The sequence below is a fragment of the Bartonella sp. AD328YNZD genome, from assembly GCF_042196425.1.
Map to the genome: position 1 here is coordinate 1 of NZ_JBHIQG010000145.1, position 5,906 is coordinate 5,906.

Below are 5,906 nucleotides of genomic sequence, written 5' to 3' on the forward strand. Positions count from 1 at the left end.
AGCCTTGCCCAAATCGGAGAATTTTCCTTTATCCTTGCTGGTTTAAGTTTAAGCTTAGGACTTTTAAACAATGACGCCCATGATTTAATTCTTGGAGGAGCAATTTTTTCTATTTTACTCAATCCTCTTGTTTTCATGGTCTGTAACAAAATTAAAAAGCATCTAGAAAAATTGTCTGCATCTTCACAAAATACCCAAACAATTATTGATATTGATCCCAAAGATCCTGACCAAGATTTTTTACCGATAACCTTAAAAAACAACCATATCGTAATTATTGGCTATAGTCGTATCGGTAAGTGTGTTGCATTATCTTTAATAAACAGAGGGAAACCTATAGTGATCGTAGAAGAATCAAAACGCCTCTCTGATAAAGCAATTGCAGATGGCTTTGAGGCTATTTGTGGCAATATCATTCAACAAGAAACAATGACCGCAGCAAATATAAATAGCGCACACAAAGTTGTTATTACAATGCGAAGTACCATTGAAGTAGGAGAATGTATAGTGAATATACGTGATATGAAGAAGGATATCCAGATAATTACGCATGCATTATCCGATACAGAAACAGCTTATCTCGTTGATTTAGGTGCTGATGTTGTAGTAACGGATGATGAAGAAATTGCAAATGGCATTATAGAGCATATAACGGAACAAAGCTCTGTAAAGAATGTGCTCAATCATGAAAATTTATAAAAAACAGAAAATGGATAAAGACGCGTGAAAATAAAGCAATTTATATGGCCATTAATTGGTATCTTAGCAATGCTGATATCTATTCGGATTCTTTATATAAAGCTCTCTGCCATTTCGTTTGGAGATGTATTGGAACGCTTGAGCAATTTAAATGCACAGCATTGGTTATTAGCCTGTTTATGTTCTCTCCTAGCTTATGCTGCTCTTGCTGGATATGATCGGATTGCCTTACAACATCTGGGCCATAAAATTTCTTGGATTTTTATCGCTATATGTTCATTTACGACCTATGCACTTTCACATAATATTGGCGCTTCAGTTTTTTCTGGTGCTGTCGTGCGCTATCGTGCCTATAAAATGAAAGGATTAAATGGAACAGAAATCGCAATATTAGTAGGTTTTTGCTCTTTTACTTTTGTCATCGGCACAATCTTACTTTTGGGAATCGTTTTAGTTTTGCAACCCGAAATTATCACCCTTATTCATGAAGAACTTCCTGAATGGTTGGGAACAACGGTTGGAGCAATTTTACTCAGCTGTATAGCACTTTATACGTTTGGCAGCTGGCTTCAGTTGAAACCCTTACGCTTAAGCAAAAAAATTCAACTTTCCTATCCACGGCTAAAAATTGTTATTCAACAACTTCTCATTAGCCCCTTAGAGCTTTTAGGAGCAGCAGGAATTATATATGCTGTTCTTCCAAACAATGCAGATATCCATTTTATCTCTGTTCTTGGTGTTTTTCTAGCATCTTTTACGATCACTCTTCTCTCCAATGCTCCCGCAGGAGGAGTAGGCGTTCTTGAAGCTCTCTTCATAACAGGCATGCCCAATATAAATCCAACCGATGTTATCGCAGCCCTTATTGTCTTCAGAATACTTTATTTGATCATACCGCTCATCATTTCATTATTTGTGGTTGCCATTTTTGAAGTGCAACAATACTGGAAAAGTCCCCCTAAAAACACCACCTGAATAAATAAAAACTATCAATGATTTTTTTTGCTGTTCATATCAATGATATAGTCATGCTAAGTTCAATTGTATATGTGGATTAAACAGTCATTATTTATATTTATCTTTTTTACATTGAAATTTTGAGTGCATTCTTTATAAGAATCTTGCTCTACGAAAAACATAGAAATATTTTTCTTCAAAAAAGCTCTCATAAACTTAAAAATATATATCCGTATAGAAAAACAATCATTGCTATAACCTTCAATTAACATTTAATCTTGAATATTAAAGCAGCTATTTCATCGTGTAATCGATTTTTATGTTGGGTAAAGCACATGATTGCAAAACTTTTTGCAGAAAAAAATACGCAAAATTAAAAAGCTTTATCTGAAAATAACTTCATTTTATTGTTTGAAAAAGAGAAAGCATGATGAGCAAGAACACTTCAATAACCCTCAATAAGTTCCCCTAAATGATCATACAAAAATCTAGAAAAAATTTTTACGAAATTTTCATCTCTGAAAAATACAGAAATATAATGTGTACACATATCGTATCACACTTTGTATTCATCGCGTTTTTTAATAGAATCACGCCTCTCACAAGGAACAAGATATCATCTCGTTGCCAATTCACACGCTTTTTTTAAGAAACCTCTCTCAGCGCTCATCACCACCATTACATGATCCCCCCCCGTAAATGGCACGATAGTAAAGCCATTATGCACCACCATCTTTATGCTCAATAAAAGAGAAAGCCAGCACAATTATACTATTTCTCACTTCCAATTTTATGGCACCTTTTAACACTTGAAAACCTTAATAAAAGACATTTACATTCTTTTCTTCAATAGTCTTTATCCCTACCCTTATCCCACTTATGAAGTACAAAAAATGAATAATTTTAATTGATTGACTATAAAGAGACTGAAATAAAATAAGCCTACGATATTAAAGTATCTTATTCAAAAGAAGAATAATTAATTATTATAAATCAATGTATTATATAATTTTAGCGGATTTTTCAATATCTATATTTTTAACAATTAAGCTTTAACAGGAGTAACTGAACAGTTTAATATTTTAAAACTTGAAGCCTCATGAAAGCTTATTTTCTGTCGTTTAGCAGATATTACTGTTGATCCGTTAAACTGACCTGATTTTATTCTTGTACTGGACCGCTAAACACTTTGTTGACCTTGATCCGACTATTAGAGTACCAATGATTATTACAGAAATTTTTTGTTTAAGTGCGAGAGTTATCAGACAATATCTACGTTACCTACTTGCACAACTAAAAGAGAAAGATTGTTCTGTTTTTAAACAATAGGCCAGAACTCCAAAAAACTTTTAGTCACTTTATATTAAAAGAAATGAGAACAGTTTTCTTATAATTCTTTAAATAATACAATTGTTGATAAGAAACTTCTCCTCACCAATTGCGATTTCTAAAAAATTAAGACACATCAAAGGATTTTTAAGCTCTCTTTAAAAAAATAAATTGGTCCAAAAGCGAATGTTAAAATATAAAATGATGACAAGCTATATCAACAAACTACCCTTAAACAACTGCATATGGGGAAATCCTACTCTTAAATTTTATTGAATATCCTAAAAAAATACGCAATCAATAAGTTATTTATGGTATAAAACCAAATGGTGGGTGATGAGGGGATCGAACCCACGACCCGCTGATTAAGAGTCAGCTGCTCTACCGACTGAGCTAATCACCCATAAGTTTCTCAAAAAATGAGAATGAGCGTTTCTATAACGCTCCTAAGAGTGGATGTCTAGATATTTTGTTGTTTTTTATATAGCCTCATTGTCCGCAAGATTAAAAATATGATATTCACCACTTGATCTTATATAAAAATAAACCCATTATAAGAAGCTCTATAATAAATGTTCTGATTGTTATACAAAACCTATAGTTGGAGGATCATCGAGCATAATGCCCGAGCAAAATTTAGAGGAACCTTCTTGTGGTTGTAGGCGAGTTGGAGCATCATTTTGTTTTATCAATACTCATATGCATTTAAGCAATAGTTTGCTATTTTTTTCTTTGAGTATCAGTTTTTTTGCATTCAATGTTCATGATTCAATATACAAATAAAAGCCCATGGATTTTTTTTGTCAATCGCGTGCTTTTAAGCTTTTAAAAGGTAAGAAATGATGGAATGGATCGCTGATCCGCATGCGTGGTTTGGTTTGATCACGTTGGTTTTTCTCGAAATTGTTTTAGGAATAGATAACCTTATCTTTATTGCAATTTTAGCTGAAAAATTGCCTCTGCATTTGCGTGACCGTGCACGCTTTATAGGTCTTACTTTAGCATTAATGATGCGGCTTTTCCTTCTTACAGTTATTGGATGGGTTATGAGGCTGGACACGGTAATTCTTTCACTTTCATCTTTTGTCTTTAGTTGGCATAGCTTTATTTTAATTGGTGGTGGAGCTTTTTTGCTGGCAAAGGGAACCTTAGAACTCCATGAAAGATTAGAAGGAGTATCACATGAAAGAAAAACAGGCGTTGCTTATGCTGTTTTTTGGCAAGTAATTATTCAAATAGTAGTGCTGGATGCTGTTTTTTCACTAGATAGTATTATTACCGCAACAGGTATGATTGCAAAAGAGCAGGCAGCAGTTATGTATATCGCAGTGATTGCTGCTATGGCAGTAATGATGTGCGGATCTGGCCCTCTTATGCGTTTTATTAATCGTCATCCCACTATTGTCATCCTTTGCCTTGGTTTTTTGATGATGATTGGTTTTACGCTTATTGTTGAAGGATTCGGTTTTCATATTCCAAAAGGGTATTTGTATGCTGCTATTGGTTTTTCTGTTCTCATCGAAGCTTTTAATCAAATTGGACGTCGTAACCGTGAAAAAATGATTAAAACGAATGATCTACGTAGTAGAACAGCAGATGCTGTTTTGAGGCTCTTAGGAGGAGGAAGCAAAGATAGTAATCTTGCTGAGACTGTAGATGTTATTGCTGAACAGGCCGCAGCTTCTGAGTTATTTAGACCAGAAGAAAAAGAGATGATTCGTGGCGTTCTCGATTTAGCTGATCGTCCTGTTCGCTCTATTATGTCGCCACGTAATGAGATTGAGTGGTTAGATTTAAATGCTGATGAAAATGAAATGCGTGAAGAATTACAAAAAGTTAAACATAGCCGTTTAATTCTCGCGCGTGAAAAAGTGGATGAATTTGTTGGCGTTGCATTGACAAAAGATCTTCTTTTGAATTTGGCTGAGGGAAAAAAGATTAATTGGAAAAAAGCGATGCGAGAGCCCCTTGTTGTTCATGAAAATACAAGTGTTTTACGATTGATGGAGCAATTACGTCATTCTTCGATTCAGCTTGCAATTATTGTTGATGAGCACGGGTCTTTTGAAGGGATTGCAACACCAACCGATATTCTTGAAGCTATTGCAGGTGACTTTCCTGATGACGATGAAGAACTCATGATCGCAGAACAACTTAAAAATGGAAGTCTTCTTGTAGAGGGGTATGCTGATATCCGGCGTTTAAGTGGTTATCTTGGGCGTAATCTTGTTGATGAAGCAGATCGTTATACGACTCTGGCAGGCTTTATGCTTTGGCAATTTGGTCATTTACCGAATGAGGGGGAAAATTTTGAAACGGATGGTTTACGCTTTAAAGTTATCGAAATGGAACGCCGGAACATATCTAAAGTCCTTATTTCTCCACTTGCGTTACCAGAAAAAAACGAATTCTAATTCTTTTAATAAATAAGGTAAATAAAAGGATTTTTCTTATAATTAGAAAGTAAAAAAATAGGCAGTTGATGACTTAATTGTATTGTCATATTTTTTTAAGCGTGAAATAATGAATGTACAAGAGTTAAGTTATCAACGAATTTTCAGTGCAAAAAAGTTTTCATTGATAATTTGGAATGAGAGCTTCTTAAACTATTCAAGATTCCTATTCAGTATGAATAATGCCAAATTATTATTGAAATCAATCTGTTGTATATACAAAGAAAAATGAAAAACTGGGAGATCTGATATGATAAATGACATTTACTGTGTTGGACTCAATTATGTTGAACATGCTCATGAAATGGGCAATCTTGTTGAAGATGAACCTGTTATCTTTAGCAAACCAAATAGTTCTCTCATTTTAGGTCATGAAATTTATCTTCCTAATTTTTCTAAAGAAATCCATTTTGAAACTGAAATTGTGCTCAGAATCTCAAAGGACACTTTCATGGTCACAGAGAAAGA

4 protein-coding genes and 1 tRNA gene are annotated in these 5,906 nt (G+C 34.1%); 4 read left to right on the forward strand and 1 reads right to left on the reverse strand.

From position 1 onward, the window contains the following. Positions 1-699, forward strand: a 699-nt coding sequence (locus tag ACFIO3_RS07505) for an NAD-binding protein (protein WP_375704268.1), incomplete at its 5' end; no start/stop codon positions are given. 24 nt (positions 700-723) lie between these two features. Beyond that, a complete protein-coding gene (locus ACFIO3_RS07510) occupies positions 724-1,674 on the forward strand; it encodes a YbhN family protein (RefSeq protein ID WP_375608266.1) in 951 nt (316 codons plus the stop codon). A gap of 1,638 nt (positions 1,675-3,312) precedes the next feature. Here ACFIO3_RS07510 and ACFIO3_RS07515 read toward each other — a convergent pair. Then, a tRNA-Lys gene (locus tag ACFIO3_RS07515) sits at positions 3,313-3,388 on the reverse strand. A 436-nt stretch (positions 3,389-3,824) separates the two neighbouring features. On the opposite strand from ACFIO3_RS07515, the gene ACFIO3_RS07520 reads away from it, so the two are divergent. Continuing rightward, entirely contained in the window at positions 3,825-5,399 is a 1,575-nt protein-coding gene (locus ACFIO3_RS07520) for a TerC family protein (RefSeq protein WP_375608265.1), read from the forward strand. A 289-nt stretch (positions 5,400-5,688) separates the two neighbouring features. Continuing rightward, a partial coding sequence (locus ACFIO3_RS07525) for a fumarylacetoacetate hydrolase family protein (protein WP_375704269.1) occupies positions 5,689-5,906 on the forward strand: 218 nt, incomplete at its 3' end.

Excerpts from the sequence above, each read along its gene's own strand:
- ACFIO3_RS07520 (WP_375608265.1), top strand. The coding sequence starts at position 3,825 with ATGATGGAATGGATCGCTGATCCGCATGCGTGGTTTGGTTTGATCACG.